Below are 17,411 nucleotides of genomic sequence, written 5' to 3' on the forward strand. Positions count from 1 at the left end.
CCCCGGTGCGGCGTAGCGAGACTTACCCAGCCTCGCACGCGCGCCCCGGCCCGAAACCATCGGCGGGGTAATGAGAAAGTGGAATTACAACGCCTCGATGGCGATAGCGATGCCTTGGCCGACCCCAATGCACATCGTACACAGCGCAAAGCGACCACCAGAACGCTTTAGCTGATACATCGCCGTCGTCACCAGACGTGCGCCGCTCATGCCGAGCGGATGGCCCAGCGCAATAGCGCCACCATTCGGATTGACGCGCAGGTCGTCGTCGGCCACGCCGAGCTGACGCAGCACGGCCAGGCCCTGGCTCGCAAACGCTTCGTTGAGTTCGATGACGTCGAACTGATCGAGCGACATACCGAGCCGCGCGAGCAGTTTTTTCGTTGCGGGAGCCGGACCGATGCCCATGATGCGCGGTGCCACCCCTGCCGTCGCCATGCCCAGAATCCGGGCGCGCGGCGTCAGGCCAAAGCGCGCCGCACTCGCCTCGTCTGCCAACAGCAGTGCGCAGGCGCCGTCGTTGACGCCAGAAGCGTTACCGGCGGTCACGGTCCCATCAGGGCGTACCACGCCCTTCAGTCTGGCGAGCGCTTCCAGGCTCGTCGCACGCGGATGTTCGTCGCGATCCACGATGATCGCTTCACCCTTCTTCTGGGCGATGGACACCGGCGTGATTTCTTCGGCAAGCGTGCCGTTCGCCTGAGCGCGCGCTGCCTTCTCTTGCGAACGCACCGCAAAGCGGTCCTGATCCTCACGGCTGATGCCGAACTCGGTCGCGACGTTCTCGCCGGTCTCGGGCATCGAATCCACACCGTATTGCGCTTTCATCAGCGGATTCACGAAACGCCAGCCAATGGTCGTATCGAAGATCTCCGCCTGACGCGAGAACGCGCTCGCCGCCTTGCCCATCACGAACGGTGCGCGGCTCATGCTTTCCACGCCGCCCGCGATCATCAGCCCGGCTTCGCCCGCCTTGATGGCGCGCGCCGCGGTGCCGATGGCGTCCATCCCCGAGCCGCACAGGCGGTTGAGGGTGGCGCCCGGCACATCTTGCGGCAGGCCGGCCAGCAGCGAGGACATGCGTGCCACGTTGCGATTGTCTTCCCCGGCCTGATTGGCGCAGCCGAAGATCACGTCGTCGACCTGCGTCCAGTCGACGCCGCCGTTACGCGCCATAAGCGCCCTCAGCGGGATGGCGCCGAGGTCGTCGGCGCGCACGGAGGACAGCGCGCCGCCGTAGCGGCCGATCGGGGTGCGAATCGCGTCGCAGATAAAGACTTCACTCATTTGTCTACCTCACAATGAAAATCGCCGGGTCACATCCGATGATGTCCCGGCGATGGTGTCGTGCGTTGGGTCAGGCAACCGTCGGCGACGGCAGTAGCGTCACCCCGGTCAGGCGTTGTAGTTCGTCGAAGGAGAGGCCGTCGACGATGTCGATCACGCGCAGCCCTTCGGGTGTGACATCGAGCACAGCCAGATCGGTGTAGATGCGCGTGACGCAACCCACGCCGGTGAGCGGATACGTGCACTGCCCGACAATCTTGCTCTCGCCTTGCTTGGTCTGGTGTTCCATCATCACGAACACCTGCTTGGCGCCGCTCGCGAGGTCCATCGCGCCGCCCACGGCGGGAATCGCGTCGGGCGCACCGGTGTGCCAGTTGGCGAGGTCGCCGGTGGTCGAGACCTGGAATGCGCCCAGCACGCAGAAGTCGAGGTGGCCGCCACGCATCATCGCGAACGAGTCGGCGTGATGGAAAAAGGCGCCGCCCGGTTTGAGCGTGACGGGTTGCTTGCCGGCGTTGATGAGGTCTTCGTCCTCTTCGCCCTTCGCGGGGGCCGGGCCCATGCCGATCACACCGTTTTCGCTCTGGAGAATGATCTCCTTTTCCGCCGGCAAATGATTGGCCACGGCCGTTGGCAGGCCGATGCCGAGGTTCACATAAGCGCCGTCGGGAATGTCCTGGGCGACGCGGGCGGCCATCTGGTCGCGGGTCAGTCGGTTCATGTCGTGCTCCGAATTCGGATGAGGATCAGGCGCGTGCGGTGCCGGGCACCGCGACGATGCGTTGAACGAAGATGCCGGGCGTGACCACGGCTTCCGGGTCGAGCTCACCGAGCTCGACGACTTCGTTCACCTGAACGATGGCGCACTTCGCCGCCGTGGCCATGATCGGGCCGAAGTTGCGGGCGGTCTTGCGATAGACGAGATTGCCCCAGCGGTCGCCCTTGAGGGCCTTGATGAGCGCGAAGTCGGCATGGATCGGCAGTTCGAACACATACGGCTTGCCGTCGATCACACGCGTTTCCTTGCCTTCGGCGAGCAGCGTGCCGTAGCCGGTCGGCGTGAAAAAGCCGCCAATGCCCGCGCCAGCGGCACGAATGCGCTCGGCGAGATTGCCCTGCGGCACCAGTTCCAGTTCGATCTTGCCGGCGCGATAGAGCGCGTCGAACACCTGCGAATCGGTCTGACGCGGGAACGAACAAATGATCTTGCGCACACGTCCGGCCTTGAGCAAGGCGGCAAGGCCCGTCTCTCCGTTACCGGCGTTGTTATTGACGATGGTCAGATCGCGTGCGCCCTGATCGATCAGGGCGTCGATGAGGGCCGAGGGCATCCCGGCGTTGCCGAAGCCGCCAATCATGATCGTCGCGCCGTCGTGAACGCCGGCCACCGCGCTGGCGAGCGAGTCGTAAATCTTGTTGATCACACATGCCTCCTGGGCAGTTCCATCGGGCTGACAGGCTTCGCGCCCTTGCCCACGTTGGGTGTCTCCCGGCGATGGCCGCTTGTCCGTTGGCCTCGTCTGGTTCACAATGTTCTTATAGCGAACAAATATTCGCTATAAGAACAGCGTAAGCCTTCCCGTGTCGGGCGTCAAGCGAGTGCCCGCCAGGCGGGCGGGCCATGCGTCGATCCCCGCACCGTGAGGTGACGTGTGTCGCGCGGTGGAACGCGCGTCGCAAATCCATTACGCTTGCCGTTCACGCAAAGCCTCACGAATCCCCGATATCTACATGACACCTGTGCCGAACGACGCGACCGAACCGACCGACAAGAAGCCGGGCGACTCCTATGTACAGTCGTTCGCGCGCGGGCTGGCGGTCGTCAAGGCGTTCAGTGCCGCGCGCCCCGCGCAGACACTTTCGGAAGTCGCACAGGCCTCCGGGCTCACGCGCGCCGGGGCTCGCCGCATTCTGCTCACGCTCGAGGCGCTGGGTTACGTGCGAAGCGAAGGGCGGTTGTTCCGGCTCACGCCGCGAATTCTCGACCTTGGGTTTTCCTATCTGACGTCGATGCCGCTGTGGAATCTGGCCGAGCCGTTTATGGAGGCGCTCGTGCAGCAGGTGCAGGAGAGCAGTTCCGCTTCGGTACTCGACGGCGACGACATCGTCTACGTGCTACGCGTACCGGTGCGCAAAGTGATGTCGATCAATCTGTCGATCGGCAGTCGCTTGCCGGCGTGGTGCACGTCGATGGGGCGGGTCATGCTCTCGGCGCTGCCCGACGATGAACTCGACGCCGCATTGCGTCGCGCCGATATTCGTCAGCACACACGTCGCACGGTGACGGACATCGACGCTCTGCGCGAGCGAATCCTCGACGTGCGTGCCAAGGGATGGGCGCTGGTCGATCAGGAACTGGAGGAGGGGCTAATCTCCATCGCTGCGCCGATTCGCAATCGCAGCGGGCAGGTGATTGCGGCGATGAACGTCAGCGGTCAGGCCAACCGGACGTCGGCTGCCGAGATGGAGACGAAGTTCCTCGCGCCGCTACAACAGGCGGCACAGAAGATCTCGCAGATGGTGGTCGTGTAACGCCGGTTCGCGGGAAATCGCAGGTTGGTTGCCCAAAGCAAAGCGGGGCGCCCGGTTATCGGGCGCCCCGCTTTGCTTGAAATGCGTGACGATTGAACGCTGCTGCGCGATCAACGGGTTGCGTTGCCCAACGCTCCCGCGCGTGCCAGACGAAGCGCCGAGAGCAGCGTATCGTGATCGCCGATCTGGTTGGCAAGCAACAGAATCAGTTGAGCATTGGCGGCCTCACTTTGCGACGCGTCGAGATCGCGATGCATGTCGATCAATGCTTCGTAGAAATCGTCCGGACGCGTCAGTCGCGGTTGTGTATCGAGTGCCATGAAGTGTCTCCTTCCTGCGAAATCGGTGGTGTCCGATCGTCGATCGGTGTGAGTGGCGGCGTTGACGTCAGGCCGCGCATTGCATCGACGCGACTTCCGGCGCCGTGCGGCCGAGGGCGCGCTCGCGCGCGGCGGCAATCGCCGTGGCGTCGACCGTGCGCCAGCGCGCGCACACATGTTGATCAGGACGAATCAGATACACCGTGCCCGGCGCGGCGTCGTAGCGTTGGGCGGCCAGACCTTGCACGTCGTGCCAGACGCTGTGCCCGTCGTGCGCTTCGTGCGTGTCTTGCGCGGCCTCCCCGTCCGGCGTGACGAACACCGGGATGACCGGCACGCTGTCGTTCGCGAGCGCATCGAGGGCGGCGAGCGACGCGGCATCGAGCGAACCCGGCGCACCGAACACGAGCGCAACGAAACGCCCGCCCAGTCGCGGCAGCAACCAGCCGTCCTGCCCCTGGTGCGTGAGCGGCGCATCGACGCAGGCCGCGCCTGGCACCATGCGTCCGGCGAACGGGTCGCTTCCCGCCGTGTTGAGGGTCGACTCGTGCAGCACGGCGGGCACCGACAGCCGTCCGCTATTGACCAACTGACGCGCAAACGCATGGTCGCGGGCCAGCGTCAGCACAGCGTCGCGGAATACACGCGAGACCGGGCTCTTCGGCGTGATGAAATCGGTCGAGCGAGTGGAGTTGCGAATGTTCTCGTCGGCGGCGAATTCGCGCTCGCGGGCGTAGGTATCGAGCAACGCATCCGGGGCATGACCGGCGAGCACCAATGCCAGCTTCCACGCGAGGTTCTCGGCGTCCTGCACACCGCTGTTCGCGCCGCGGGCGCCGAACGGCGACACGCCATGCGCGGCGTCCCCGGCGAACAGCACATGGCCGTGACGGAAGTCGTCCATGCGCAGGCATGAGAAGGTATAGACGCTGACCCACTCCAGCGTGAATTTGGCGTCGGGACCCAGCAGCGCCTGCACGCGCGGGATGACCCGCTCGGGGCTCTTCTCCAGTGCCGGGTCGGCGTCCCATCCCAACTGGAAATCGATGCGCCACACGTCGTCCGGCTGGCGATGCAGCAACACGGATTGATTCGGATGGAACGGCGGGTCGAACCAGAACCAGCGCTCTGCCGGAAAGTCCGCGGTCATCTTGACGTCGGCAATCAGGAAGCGGTCCTTGAAGGTGCGGCCGTGGCTGTCGACACCGATCAATTTGCGCACGGGACTGCGCGACCCGTCGGCGGCGACGACATAGCGTGCGCGCGTTTGATATTCGCCGTCGGGGGTCTCCACTGTGAGCGTCACGCTCGCATCGGGCGCGCCCGGCGTGCCTTGTTGCGTGAGGCCGACCACCTTGCTCTTCCAGCGGATCTCGATGTTCGGAAGCTCGCAGGCGCGCTCGAACAAATAGCCTTCGACGTAGTACTGCTGAAGATTGATGAACGCCGGACGATGGTGTCCTGCTTCGGGCAGCAAATCGAAGTTGTAGACCTCCTGGTCGCGCAGGAACACGCGACCGACGTTCCAGCGCACCCCCTTTTGCACCATGCGCTCGCCGCAGCCAAGGCGGTCGAAGATATCGAGCGTGCGCTTGGCGAAGCAGATGGCGCGCGAGCCGGTCGAGAGGGTGCAGTCGTCGTCGAGAACGATGACGGATACGCCTTGCTGCGCCAGATCGATCGCCGTCGCCAGGCCCACCGGACCCGCGCCGACGACGATGACCGGATGCGTCTCGGACGCGACACTACCGGACTGTTCTGCACAGGGCCGGTAATCGAACGTCAGGCGCTGGTAATCGATGCTGCTCATGCAATGTCTCCATCGTCGGCACCGCACCGGCGCACATGCGCCGGCGGGCTCCGTTTTTACTTTTTGCTTTTGCTGTCGGCGCGCTCACCGGGGCGCGCCGCGATCACACTCAGTCTTGCAGCGCGGCCCACATTTCCTTGTCGCGTTGCGCCGTCCAGATACGCGGATGCGTGATGCCGCTCGCCTCGTCGAATGCCCGGGTCACATCGAAGGGCAGGCAGTGTTCGTAGATGAAGACGTGACCGAACTTCGGGTCCATGTGGCTGCGCGTGAGGGCCATGGCCCCCTTGAGGTCGAGCTTCTTTTCGACGGCTTGCTTGCCGGCTTCGAACAGCGTCGTCACGAAGTCCTTCGTGTAGGCGAGGCCCTTGGCGACCTCTTCAGGCGTCGTCAGCGCGGGGCCACGGCCCGGCACGAGCTTTTCGGCACCGAGCGCGGCCAGCGCGTCGAGCGTGGCGGGCCATTCGGCGAGTTGCGCGTCACCGGTGTAGCAGGCGGCGTCGTACTCGACCAGATCGCCCGAGAACAGCACCTTTTGCGACGGCAGCCACACCACGGTGTCGCCCTTGGTATGCCCCGAACCGAGGTGCGCAATCTTCACTTCGAGCTTGCCGAGGAAGAGCGTCATTTCCTTTTCGAAGACGAGCGTCGGCCACGTGAGGCCCGGCACCGTCTCGACACCGGCGAACAGACGCGGGAAGCGTTCGATTTCCGACTTCATGTCGGCTTCGCCGCGCTCGACGATCATTTCGTAAGTGCCGCGGCTCGCGATGATCTGCTGAGCACCTTCGGCGAAGTACGCCGATGCGCCAAGCACCCGCACGGCGTGGTAGTGCGAGAGCACCACGTACTTGATCGGCTTGTCGGTGACGGTGCGAATCTTCGCGATGAGGTCTTGCGCCATGGCGGGCGTGGCCGTCGTGTCGACGATCATCACGCCGTCGTCGCCAATGATGACGCCGGAGTTCGGATCGCCCTCGGCGGTATAGGCCCAGGTGTTTTCCGACAGTTGGGTGAACGTGACCTTTTTGGCTTCCAGGTCGGCTTGCGAGGCGAATGCTTTGGCCATGCTTGTCTCTCTCTTATCTCGTCTGCGGGGATGGTGCGAAGGATGAAGGCATCTTACGAAACGCTCAGAATATTTGTCAATGACAAATGTGATTGTTATTTGCTAATGTGATGGCGTTGGCGATCTAAGGCGGTTGTCGTCTCGGGTTAACCCTGCGGCATGAGGGGAGAGATTGAAAATGCGGACGCCGACTTGTTTAGAATCTAGGCCATTTTCCTTGGGGAGCCCGGCTCCCACGACCGCATGAACCGAATTCCGATGGACGGCACTGCCGACGCCAGTGGCCAGCCCGGCCGAGCCTCACGTGGCGTGCAAAGCGTGGACGTTGCGGCACGCGTGCTTCAGGCGCTTGCCCACGCGCGACGCCCGCTGGGGCCGGGCGATCTCGCCGCGCTTGCCGGACTGCCGCCTGCGCAGGCGCATCCCTATCTGGTAAGTCTTACCCGGTTGGGGCTGCTCAAACGTGACCCCATGTCGGGCGACTACACGCCGGGGCCCATGACATTGCGTCTCGCGTTGCTGCATCTTGAAAACGACCCGGCGTATCGCGCTGCCGTGCCGCGTGTGATCGCGCTGGCGCGCGAGACCGGTTTCTGTGTCGCGATTTCCACCCATGCGCCGCAAGGCCCACTCGTCGTGCATTTCGAACGTGCGGCATTTCCGCTGCATGTGAACCTGCACGTCGGCTCGGTCATGTCGCTCACCACAACGTCGACCGGCCGAGCGTTCTGCGCCTTCACGCCGGCAGCGCAATGGCCACAGGCGTGGGCTGAGCAGATGCCGATAGTCCCGTCCGAAAGGGAACGGTTCGACGCGTTGCTTGGCGAGACACGCACGCACGGCATGGCGCGCAGCGTGAACACGCCGAGTCCGTCGGTCAGCAGTCTGTGTGCGCCGGTGTTCGATGCGAGCGGGCGCTTGCGTCTGGCGCTCACGGCCATCGGGCCGACGGCGGCGCTCGACGTGGCGTGGGACGGTGCGCCCGCCCGTGCGTTGCGTGCGGCAGCGAGCGTCATCGCGTCGCAGGTCCATGCGGATCGAGACAACGACGAGGTGAACGTATGAGCGCGACGCGAAGCCGTGCCGGAACGGACGACATGACAGCCGACGTGACGACGACGCAGACGAAACCGCAGCGTGGCATTCAGGCGCTGGAAAGCACCGGTGCGTTACTTGAAGCGCTGGTCGCGGCGGGACGTCCGTTACCCCTCAATGCGCTTGCGCGCGACGCGGGCATGGCCGCAGCGAAGGCGCATCCGCATCTGGTGAGCCTGCAACGTGCGGGCTTGCTGACGCGCGATGCGAACGGCAATTTCGAGGCAGGGGCATTGAGTCTTGACCTCGGACTAATGGCGTTGCAACGGCTTTCGCCGACAGGCGAAGCCGAGCCCGAGATTCTCGCGCTGGCGCAATCGACGGGATTGTCGGCAGCGATGGCCGTCCTGGGGCCGGTCGGCCCTACGGTTGTGCGGCTGGAGGAAGCGATGCGACCGCAGCATGTGAGCTTGCGCATCGGCACGGTGCTCTCTCTGGTGAATACCGCCATTGGACGCACGTTCGCGGCTTTCCTTCCGGAAGCGGTGCTCGATGGGCTGCTCGCTCAGGAGCCGGTGAGAATGGCTGGACTCGGTGCGGAAGGGCGTCCCACAACGCCTGAGGCGGACTATGTCGGGCGGCTGACGGCGATTCGTCGACAGCGATTCGATACGGCGTTGAGCAACCCGGTGCCCGGTATCGATACGGTCGCGGTGCCCGTGTTCGATCACACGGGGGAGGTCACGCTGGTGCTTGCGTTGATGGGGTCGACGGGAAGTTTCGAGACCGCGCTCGACGCGTCGCCGGCGCAGGCGTTGCAGGCCGCAGCACGCCGGTTGTCATGGCGCTTCGGTGCGGTGGGCCGTGCAGACGAGGCCGGCGGGTAGTCGCGGGATCCGTGAGGGCGTGACGCTCGGATGTCGATGCATTTGCGCCACGCTTTCACATGGGTTTAGGCGACGCTAGGCACGCACGGTAAGATGGGCGTCAACGCCGTCCCCGTCACCCCGACCAGAAGCCATGACTGCCGCCATGACCCGCGTGATGACTCGTGAACCCGTTCGATCCCGTGATGCTTGTTCAGACGCTCCGGTTCGCCGCAGGCAAAGGCGTCGCGGCGTGCGGTGGCAGACGTGCGTTGCGGCATTGGCGCTCGCAGGTTCGCTAAGCGCCTGCACGACATCGTCACCGCCGTCGCCGGGGCAGGCCAAACCGCCCGAATCGGCGGCCCGCATCGACGGCATGCCCGCCGACTGGACGCTGGTATCCACGGTGATTGTGAGCCGTCACGGCGTGCGATCGCCGACCCATGCCCATCCCCCGCTGGACAAGCTGACCCCGGACGCGTGGCCCGGCTGGCCTGTGCCTGCGGGGTATCTGACGGCGCGCGGCGGTTCGCTGGCTGAGCGTATGGGGCGCTACTACGGCGACTGGCTGCGCGCGCGGCGTGTGCTGCCGGACAATGCATGCCCGGCGCCCGGCACCGTCTACGGATGGTCCGATATCGATCAGCGCACGCGAGAAACCGGCAATGCCCTGTTGCAAGGCATGGCGCCGGGATGCGACCTGCGCACATCGCATCAGGCGGATCTCACGACCTACGACGCGGTATTCCAGCCGGTGGCCGCCGGCGACTGTCCGCTCGATCCGGGCGCGGCACGCGGAGCCATCGAGGCGCGTCTGGCACCGGAGGGTGTCGCGGGCCTGAACAAGCGCTACGCCGCGACCATTGCCCGCGCGAGCGAAGTGCTCGATTACGCGCATGGTCCTTTATGCGGCGCGCAAGGCGGCTGCAAGCTCGAAGACGTGCCCACGCGTCTGCGTGTCGAGGGCGACGGCAGCGGCGTTGCGCTGCGCGGCGCGCTCGGGAGTGCGGCGAAAGTGTCGGAAGTTTTCCTCCTGCAATACGGCGAAGGCCTGCCCGACAGCGACGTGGCGTGGGGCCGAATTCGCGACGAAAAGGATTGGGCGCGTCTGCTTGAGGCGCATAACGCACAACGCGATCTGCTTGATCGCACGCCGTATCTCGCAACGACCAACGGTACGCCGCTACTGGCGCTCACGCTCGATGCGCTGACACGTTCGGCCACGCACAGCGATGCCGCGCAGGCGTCGCCGGTGCGCGGTCCGGTCTTGCCGGCGGGCAATCGGGTCTATGTGCTGATTGGCCACGACACGAACGTGGCCAACCTCGCCGGCATGCTCAAGCTCGACTGGCAACTCCTCGACCAGCCCGACAACACACCGCCCGACGGCGCACTCGTGTTTTCGCTCTGGCGAAATCCGGCAGGCGAGGCATTCGTGCGTGTGGAAATGGTGTATCAATCGATGCACCAGATGCGGCACCTCACGGCACTCTCGCTCGACGAACCGGCAAAGCGCGTGATACTCGCCTTGCCCGATTGCAACGACGGCCCTGACGCAAAGAGCTGTCGCTGGCCGGCGTTTGCCCAGCGCACGAAGGCGGTGCTCTCGCCTGCGTGTCTGGAAGGCGTGCGGTAACGGCGTATCGATGGCCCCGTCAGGCCCGCGTCAGAAGGTATGACGCATGCCGATGCGAATCGCCGTCGACGACGGTCCGTCGCCGGTGTAGGCGCCCTTCACGAACGTGGGGGCGGCACCGCCGCCGAGATACACCGGTGCGGCGCCGCCACCTGCATAGAGGTACGTGCCTTCGACGTACACATCGGTGCGTTTGGACAACGCATAGTCGGCCAGCACGGTCACGTTCTGCCAACGCTGCACATCCATCTTCGAATACCAGTAACCGGCCATCAGTGTCCATGCGGCACCGGGGCGATAGATCTGGTTGAACTCATAGGTGTTCATCACGACGCTCTCCGCACCATTGCGGAACCGCGTGCTCGTGAACAGCAGTCGCGTGGTATGCGGCCCGTAGCGATAGCTGCCGCCGATCCCCCAACTGGCGATGTTGTCGAGCACGGCGGGTCCGGGCGGAAGATCCGGGAAAATCGTCGTGCCCGCTTGCGTCGGGGCATTCACGCCCGAGTTGTGCGTGTTCGTGTAAGCCGCCCCCAGATTGAGCGCGCCGTTGACGTACTTCATGCCGAACGCCATCACGCGTCCGGTGCCGGCTGACACCGTGCTCGATGGCGTGGCATACAGGCCACCGAGGGTCAGGCCCGCCAGGGTCGGGGACGTGTACTTGATCGCATTGTTGACATGCAGCGTGCCGGCGAGGTGGTCGAAGTCGCCGGGGTGCCATGAGTACTGGCCTGCCAACTGCCCCATGGCGAACTGGGTCAGGTTGTCCCAGAAGAAGTCGTACTGTCTGCCGAACGTCAGTGTGCCGGCACGATTGTCCTGAATACCGAGCCATGCCTGACGGCTGAAGAGCACGCCGGACTGCACCATCGTGCCGCTGTAGAGGTTGAAACCGTTCTCCAGGGCGAAGATCGCGCGACGGCCGTCGCCGAGGTCTTCCGTGCCGCGAAGCCCCCAGCGGTTGGCTTGAATCGCACCGTCGTTGGCCACGACGGCGCTGCTGCCGTTGACGTTGCTGAAGTAGGTCAGGCCAGCGTCGATGATGCCGTACAACTGGACACCGCTTTGCGCGGCAGCAGGAGAGGACAGCGTGACGAGAGCCGGCGCGATCACGGCGGCAAGCCATGATGCAGTCCGATGACGAGTTGCACGAGCGAGTTTCATATCAATGTCTCCAGGTTGCTATTTTTTTGAGGCAAAGCGATGCCATCACCCTCTGATGGGGCGAGTCGGAACTACAGGAACTGCGGAATCGAAATGAGTGAGCGCCGGGCCGCGTGGATCACACGGCGGCCGTCTTGCTCAACGCCGCGATTGGCGTCTTACCCGTTGAAGCGATAGACAACCGAATCGATCCGGAAGCACATCTCCGGGCTGAGGCTGTTCGTGACGACGACATAGCGTTGCCCTGCCTCGTCGAAGACCGCCGCATCGGTTGCCCCCGAGGTGTCGATCTCCTCGACGCACTCGAAGCCGTCCGCGCGCCACCTCAGCAATTTCGAACGCTGCACCGGATCGGGCTGCTGGGGCGTGCCGGTGATGAAACACACGAGCAACAGGTAGCGGGTCTGCGTTCCCTGCACTCCGGCGATTTCGCAAAGCTCGCGGCCGCCGGCGTCGTGAAGCGTTTGCACATGGACGAACTGCGTGTCGTCAAAACGATAGAGCGATGTATGACGCAGCAAGTTGGCATAGACCAGCCAGCGTGCGCCGTCGGCTTCGAATGTGTGGAACGCGCGGCCACCCGGTTCGTCGAAGATCTGCCATGTGACGAAGCGGCCGTCGCGCCAGTGGAAGATGCGCGAGCCGCTGACATGGTCGGCATACGCCAGGTAGTGTTCTCCCGCGTGCTCGAAATGCGTCCAGTTATATCCCCACGCGCCGCCGGTGACCTGGAACGGTTGAAAACGCTCACCGTCCCATTCGAAGACGCAGGACTGCGAGGGATGGCGTGCCACCACGCCCTCCACCGTCACACCCTGCGCCAACGCCAGAAAATGCCGGCCTTCGATCTCGAAATAACGCCACTGTTTGCCCGCGAATACCTCGAAGCGCTGATGTTCGGCCCATGTGTTGCCTCGGCGTTCGTACAGCACCGCTTCGGTGTTCAGGTCATACGGGCCGCTACCGGTACGAATCCCCACGCAGGCCAGAAACTCCCGCCCGTTCAGGACGAAGTGTTCGACGTCTTCGCCGCCGGACAGCGGCAGCGTTTCCGCGAGCACGAAGGCGTTCTGGTCGCGCCGGAACAGCAGGGCGTCGACGTTGCTGTCGCCTCCGTTCATATAGGGCGCCTCGCCGGGCACATCGCGGGACATCTGCGCGACGGCGAGCCATGTTGTGCCGTTGCGCGTGAAGATCTCGGCGGCACGCGCTGCGCTGGTAGGCAACGTTTCGACGCGCGTCAGATAGGGGATGGCGTCCGTCTTAACGACCATGTTGCATGTCTCCGTGCGGTGCCGCGCTGTCGGCGAATGAGGGGGCGTCGACGCTGGCAGCGCGCTCGGTCTCCGGTGGCGTTTTCCAACGGGCAATACTGACGCCCACTGCGCCGACGACGGCGAGTACGGAAGCCAGCAGAAACATTTGCGACAGTGGCATCTCCCGGGCGATCAGCCACCCGCCGACGGTCGGGCCGATGATCGAACCGAGACGTCCGATCGCCATCGTGCCGCCAACGCCGGCCGCTCGCACTTCCATCGGGAACAGGCGGCTCGCGATAGCGGGAAACGTCAACTGGCCACCCACTAGACAGGCGCCTACGGCGAACAACATCGGAAACACCGTTTGTCCCTGTCCGATAACGTTACCCAGCACGGCGGTGAGCACCGCACCACCGATGAACGAGGTGGCCACCGGTACGAACGGACCGGCCCGTCCAACGACACCGGAGAGGATCAGCGCACCGAGAATCGCGCCAACGTTGAGGATCACGGCGCCCATGGCGGCCCGGTCGGGCGGCACGCCATTCAGGTGGAGCAGGGTCGGCATGAAGCTCACGAGAAAGCCGGAAAGAATCATCGTCGCCAGCACACCGATCCAGAGCGCGGTGGCGGCAACGAAGCGTCCGTGACCGAAGACCTTCGACATCGCTTGCGGCTCACGCAGCGCTGCGCCGGGGTGGCGTGCGTCTCCTAGCGCATCGTTCCTGCCGGACGCCTGAGCGGTGGACGCCGGCAGCACCCACAGTACCGGTGCGATCACCAGCAGCGCGAAGGCGCCTCCCATCTGGAACACGAACGGCCAGCCGAAACGCATCATCAGCACGGCGGATACGGCGCCACCGACCACGGCGCCCAGCGGGAATCCGATGAACATCAGAATGACGAGTGCAGAGCGGCGACGGATGGGCGCACTTTCCGCCGTGATGGCGGTGACCGGCGGGATCGCACCGCCCATGCCGAGACCGCCGAGCAAACGCAGGACCGACATCTCGGTGGCCGAGGTTGCCCACGCACAAGCCAGCGTAAAGATACCGGTCATCAACAGCGCGGCGACGAGCGTGCGACGACGCCCGAAGCGGTCGGCCAACGGCCCCGCGATCAGCGAGCCCACGACAGTGCCGATGAAGCCTGCACCGAACACGCGTCCCAGCGATGCCGGGTCGATGTGAAGCGATTTGGAGAGCAGCGGCGCGACGAAGCTGAGCATCAGTGTGTCGAAGCCGTCGATCATCGAGACGGCGAAACACACCAGCGTGATGGCGGCAACGCGCCGCCTGGAAAGTCCGGGCGAGGCGGTGTCCTGCCCGGTCAGATGCGAAAGGTCCATGGTTGTCTCCTGATGGGCTTGTCGATATGAGGCCTGCGTACCACGGCGTGGCATGAGCAGGGGCGGGGAAGCGGTACGGCGCCCTGCCGTCCGCTTTGTTGTCCCCTTGTGTAACGGCTAGTAACGGCTATCGCTGTGCGACGGGTAATTCACATGCGTAAAGCCGGGAATGACAACGAGTGCCGGGTCGTTGTCGCACCGGACGAGCGCGTCGACGATGTAGTCCGCGACGCAGTTCGACAACAGTTGCGCAGGGTCTTCCATGATGCGGCGAAGGCGCGCCGCCATGACGCTGCGATCGTCGGGGTTCGTCAGCGGCGGCATGGCTTCGTCCGTTGCGGGGCGGAACACATAGGCGGGTGCCTCCGGAAACATGCGGCGCGACACGTCGATGCTCGCGCGCGTGTTGTGCCAAAGCTGCCGGTAGCTCGCTTCGAGCGCACGAATACCCTCCGCCGATGGCAGATTTGCGACGGAAAATCCGGGGGCATGAGGCGCTACCAGCACGCGATCCGGCGGGAGTCGCTCCCCCGACGTGCGCCATATCAGATGGCACATATTGTTCGAGGCCCAGGAGGCACCGGCCGTCGGCCGGCCGGACTGTCCCGACACGATGACCATCGCCGTCGACCAGTCCACCGACTGCGCGCGCAGCCAGTGCCCGATGCGATAGACGATGTCGAGGTACGCGAGGCCGAACGTCGCGAACATGACGTCGTTCATCGGCACTGGCAGCCCTTCGCCCGGCGAGGGTGCGAAGTAGGTTTGCACGAGGTGCTCGAACGTCAGATGCTCGGGGTTGGCGAGCGCATCCGTGAGCACGTCGATGGAGACGGCACAGGTGTAGTCGATCAGATCGACGAGCTTGGCGTTTTGCAAGCGCAGGCTTTCCACGGCAACGTCTTGCTGCCAGTGCGATACGGTGTTGGCCGCACGCACGGCGTTCGCGTGCGCAATCAGACGTGTTGCCTCGGCTCGCCAGCGTGCGTCGTCCGTGGGGACGAGTTCGCGCAGACGAGCGAGGTACGCCAACGCAAGCGGCAGATGCGAGACCGCCGTGAGTTCGATGAAGCCGCGCGTCGATTTACGAAAGCTCTCGATATGCGGACTCGCGCCGTTGCCGGGAAACAATGCGATGTCAGACCCGGTGGAAACGAGCAGCGGCAAGGCGGCGTCGCGTGCCGACATGACCTGCGCCAGATGGTTGCCGAGACTGTCCGGCGCCGAGGTGAACGCGTGGAACAGACCGGCAAAGGCGGAGTGAGGTTGGTAGCTCATGGTCTGAGAGTCCGAAGTCCGGTTGGGGGCCGTTCGGGCCGCTCAGAAGTCGTACAGACGGGCCGGATTATCGACGAGAATCCGGCGGCGCACATCCGTGTCGGCGGTCCAGTCGGCCAGCAGGTTGAGCAACTCGCCCGTGTCGCGCTCGCCCATCGGAATGTGCGGCCAGTCGGAGCCCCAGATGACCTTGTCCGGTGCCGTGTCGATGATGGCTTTCGCCATCGGGGCGACGGCGTCGAGGCCCCGGTGTTTCGCCACCCGGTATGGGGCGGAGAGCTTCAGCGTGCAACTCCCGTCCTTGAGCAGGGACAGCAGGCGCTTGAAGTCGTCTTGGGTCAGCCCATCTTCTTCGAGCATGTACCCCATGTGATCGATGACGAACGGCGTGCGTACCTCGCCGAGGAACGGAATCAGATTGCGCACGACCCAGCCCGGCGCATAGAACTGAAGGTGCCAGCCCAGGGATTCGCAGAGTGTTGCCATGCGAGCGATGTAGGCCTGGATCTCCGGCGTGGGCAGTTCGGCGCGAGCAAAGAGATCGAGACGCACGGCACGGACGTTGGCGCGATGCATGGCGTCAAGTGTCGCGGCGGGCATCCCTTCCTCGATCATGACCACACCTCGGGCAGCGTTGCCGGCGATGGCCAGCGCGTCGAGCAGGCAGCGGTTGTCCGTGCCGTAGAAGCTTGGCTGCACAATGGCGAAACGACGAATGGACAGGACTTCCATCGCTTCGCGGTATTTGGCGAGGGCGCCGTCGGGCAGCGTGTATTGCGGCGTGCTCACGCTCGGATATTGGGCGAGTGGCTCGAACACATGCATGTGGCTGTCGCATGCGTTGTCCGGCATCTCGAACGTGGGACGCGTCAGGGTATGGGCGGCGCGCATCGGCGTCGATGTCAGAGGGCCAGCGTATTGAGTTGCCATTTCGGTTGCTTGATTGAGGTTTGACGTTCGTACAAAAGAGGGCGATGACGTTGAGCGAGGTGCGATGGCCGCGTCACTGTGGCGTTAGCGCGCCCCGGTCGCTGCTGACACGACGACGCAACGCGTCGAGAAACAGGTCGGTGTCGATGCCGCTGAAGATGAACGGTGCCGCGCCGTCTGCGCGCAGTGCCGTGAGCGCCTCGCCTTCCGGCATGCCGCCCACGATGGCGACCTTGCCCTGGCGTCGAACGGCGGCAATCACATGACGGCAGGCGGCAAGCACGTCGGGGTGCGTCGGGTTGCCGGTATGGCCGAGATCCGCGCTGAGATCGTTGCAGCCCAGCGCGACGATATCGACACCCGGCACGGCGGCGATAGCGCTGGCCGCTTCGACACCGGCCCGGCTTTCGATCAGCAGCTTCACATAGGTGGCGGCGTTGACGCGTCGATTCATCTCTGCGGCAGGCAGTCTTTCGTAACCGACGAAGGGGAGCGTGGCGAGTTGCGAGCGTTGCCCGAGCGGGGCAAAGCGTGCAGCCGTGACGATGTCGGTGGCTTGCCCGGCTGATTCCACCCGTGCCGCAACAATGCCGAGCGCTCCGCCATCGAGCACGCGGTTGATCATGCCGTAATCGCGCTCCGGCACGCGCACCCACGGCATCAGGCCAAGGTCGGCGGCGCACAGGCAAAGCTGCGAAACCAGGTCGACCGGCATCGGGCTGTGCTCCATATCGATCCAGACGGTGTCATATCCGGCTGCACGTGCCCAGCGAATGACATCGGGCGAGCGCGCCGAGCGCAGTCCGAGCGCAAAGACCGGCTGGCCTGCGTGCAGGCGAGCGATCAGATCGGAAGATTCCATGGTGTCTCCAGA

The 17,411-nt window shown here is 64.7% G+C and carries 16 protein-coding genes; 4 read left to right on the forward strand and 12 right to left on the reverse strand.

Annotated features, from left to right (window positions below):
- Positions 1–84: 84 nt before the first annotated feature.
- The 3 genes from pcaF to PI93_RS03395 form a co-directional block, all read right to left on the reverse strand.
- The gene (pcaF, locus tag PI93_RS03385) at positions 85–1,287 is read right to left on the reverse strand and encodes a 3-oxoadipyl-CoA thiolase (protein WP_039368338.1); all 1,203 of its coding nucleotides are present in this window, start codon (positions 1,285–1,287) and stop codon (positions 85–87) included.
- A gap of 70 nt (positions 1,288–1,357) precedes the next feature.
- Complete coding sequence (locus PI93_RS03390; protein ID WP_039368341.1) at positions 1,358–2,008, reverse strand: CoA transferase subunit B; 651 nt, start codon at positions 2,006–2,008, stop codon at positions 1,358–1,360.
- 25 nt (positions 2,009–2,033) lie between these two features.
- Entirely contained in the window at positions 2,034–2,711 is a 678-nt protein-coding gene (locus tag PI93_RS03395; RefSeq protein ID WP_039368345.1) for a 3-oxoacid CoA-transferase subunit A, read from the reverse strand.
- Between the two features lie 307 nt (positions 2,712–3,018).
- On the opposite strand from PI93_RS03395, the gene PI93_RS03400 reads away from it, so the two are divergent.
- Positions 3,019–3,819, forward strand: a complete 801-nt coding sequence (locus tag PI93_RS03400) for an IclR family transcriptional regulator (protein ID WP_039372476.1) — start codon at positions 3,019–3,021, stop codon at positions 3,817–3,819.
- A 110-nt stretch (positions 3,820–3,929) separates the two neighbouring features.
- On the opposite strand, the gene PI93_RS03405 is transcribed toward PI93_RS03400, so the two are convergent.
- The 3 genes from PI93_RS03405 to PI93_RS03415 all read right to left on the reverse strand — a co-directional run bounded on the left by PI93_RS03405 (position 3,930) and on the right by PI93_RS03415 (position 7,018).
- A complete protein-coding gene (locus PI93_RS03405) occupies positions 3,930–4,139 on the reverse strand; it encodes a DUF2783 domain-containing protein (protein WP_039372474.1) in 210 nt (69 codons plus the stop codon).
- Between the two features lie 67 nt (positions 4,140–4,206).
- Positions 4,207–5,949 (reverse strand): FAD-dependent oxidoreductase, encoded by a 1,743-nt coding sequence (locus tag PI93_RS03410; protein ID WP_039372472.1) that lies wholly within the window; start codon positions 5,947–5,949, stop codon positions 4,207–4,209.
- A gap of 109 nt (positions 5,950–6,058) precedes the next feature.
- Positions 6,059–7,018: an MBL fold metallo-hydrolase gene (locus tag PI93_RS03415; RefSeq protein ID WP_039372469.1), complete on the reverse strand. Its 960-nt coding sequence runs from the start codon at positions 7,016–7,018 to the stop codon at positions 6,059–6,061.
- 243 nt (positions 7,019–7,261) lie between these two features.
- On the opposite strand from PI93_RS03415, the gene PI93_RS03420 reads away from it, so the two are divergent.
- From PI93_RS03420 to PI93_RS03430, 3 genes are all read left to right on the forward strand, one after another.
- Positions 7,262–8,083, forward strand: a complete 822-nt coding sequence (locus PI93_RS03420; RefSeq protein WP_236105721.1) for an IclR family transcriptional regulator — start codon at positions 7,262–7,264, stop codon at positions 8,081–8,083.
- A gap of 32 nt (positions 8,084–8,115) precedes the next feature.
- On the forward strand, positions 8,116–8,940 hold the full coding sequence (locus PI93_RS03425) for an IclR family transcriptional regulator (RefSeq protein WP_039372540.1): 825 nt from the start codon (positions 8,116–8,118) through the stop codon (positions 8,938–8,940).
- A 232-nt stretch (positions 8,941–9,172) separates the two neighbouring features.
- Positions 9,173–10,555 carry a histidine-type phosphatase gene (locus PI93_RS03430; protein WP_052240807.1) on the forward strand — a complete coding sequence of 461 codons (1,383 nt, stop codon included), beginning with the start codon at positions 9,173–9,175 and terminating at the stop codon, positions 10,553–10,555.
- Positions 10,556–10,585: 30 nt separating this feature from the next.
- On the opposite strand, the gene PI93_RS03435 is transcribed toward PI93_RS03430, so the two are convergent.
- The 6 genes from PI93_RS03435 to PI93_RS03460 all read right to left on the reverse strand — a co-directional run bounded on the left by PI93_RS03435 (position 10,586) and on the right by PI93_RS03460 (position 17,399).
- Positions 10,586–11,722, reverse strand: coding sequence for a porin (locus PI93_RS03435; RefSeq protein ID WP_052240806.1), 1,137 nt, complete (start codon positions 11,720–11,722; stop codon positions 10,586–10,588).
- A gap of 158 nt (positions 11,723–11,880) precedes the next feature.
- Complete coding sequence (locus PI93_RS03440; RefSeq protein ID WP_052240805.1) at positions 11,881–12,996, reverse strand: hypothetical protein; 1,116 nt, start codon at positions 12,994–12,996, stop codon at positions 11,881–11,883.
- On the reverse strand, positions 12,986–14,329 hold the full coding sequence (locus PI93_RS03445; protein WP_052240804.1) for an MFS transporter: 1,344 nt from the start codon (positions 14,327–14,329) through the stop codon (positions 12,986–12,988). Before PI93_RS03445 ends, PI93_RS03440 begins: the two co-directional genes overlap by 11 nt.
- A 117-nt stretch (positions 14,330–14,446) precedes the next feature.
- The gene (locus PI93_RS03450) at positions 14,447–15,607 is read right to left on the reverse strand and encodes a DUF5624 domain-containing protein (RefSeq protein ID WP_039372465.1); all 1,161 of its coding nucleotides are present in this window, start codon (positions 15,605–15,607) and stop codon (positions 14,447–14,449) included.
- Between the two features lie 42 nt (positions 15,608–15,649).
- Positions 15,650–16,537 carry an amidohydrolase family protein gene (locus tag PI93_RS03455; protein ID WP_039372462.1) on the reverse strand — a complete coding sequence of 296 codons (888 nt, stop codon included), beginning with the start codon at positions 16,535–16,537 and terminating at the stop codon, positions 15,650–15,652.
- A gap of 73 nt (positions 16,538–16,610) precedes the next feature.
- Positions 16,611–17,399: an HpcH/HpaI aldolase family protein gene (locus PI93_RS03460; protein WP_052240803.1), complete on the reverse strand. Its 789-nt coding sequence runs from the start codon at positions 17,397–17,399 to the stop codon at positions 16,611–16,613.
- Between the last annotated feature and the right edge of the window lie 12 nt (positions 17,400–17,411).

It is taken from the genome of Pandoraea fibrosis, from assembly GCF_000807775.2.
GTDB lineage: Bacteria > Pseudomonadota > Gammaproteobacteria > Burkholderiales > Burkholderiaceae > Pandoraea > Pandoraea fibrosis.